Raw genomic sequence first — 422 nt, forward strand, 5'->3', positions numbered from 1 at the left:
GCTTGGATTCCTTCCACTTGGTTGGCGATCTGTTCGCGCTGCTTTCCAAGCTGTTCAACTTCACTCGTTTGGGTTTCCGCGCGTGCTACAAAAAGGCTGGATTGACCGGACAAGACGTCCTCAACCTCAGGTCGGACCTTTGCGATCGTGAGGAGGGAGTCGTCGAATTTTATCTCTGAAGCCTTGTCGCGCTCCGCTTGAAGTCGTGCGCGACGAGCTGATACCTCATAGAGTTGCGATTGCGTGATAGAAAGCTCAGAGAGGGTGCGGGCTGGATCAAGAATAATAAGAGGTTGATTGGCTTCTACAACGTCCCCTTCGTCAACAAGTATGGATTGTACGACGCCGCCGTCCAAATGCTGCACAACCTGTCGTGAGTTGTCGACCTCGATTTGCCCTTGGGCGATGATCGCGCCAGAAAT

1 pseudogene is annotated in these 422 nt (G+C 52.8%); it reads right to left on the reverse strand.

Annotated elements, in window-relative coordinates:
• Positions 1-422: pseudogene (locus tag AB9F29_RS21330) on the reverse strand (HlyD family type I secretion periplasmic adaptor subunit); the annotation flags it as partial.

The organism is Falsihalocynthiibacter sp. S25ZX9, from assembly GCF_041205405.1.
GTDB classification, from domain to species: Bacteria; Pseudomonadota; Alphaproteobacteria; order Rhodobacterales; family Rhodobacteraceae; genus Falsihalocynthiibacter; species Falsihalocynthiibacter arcticus.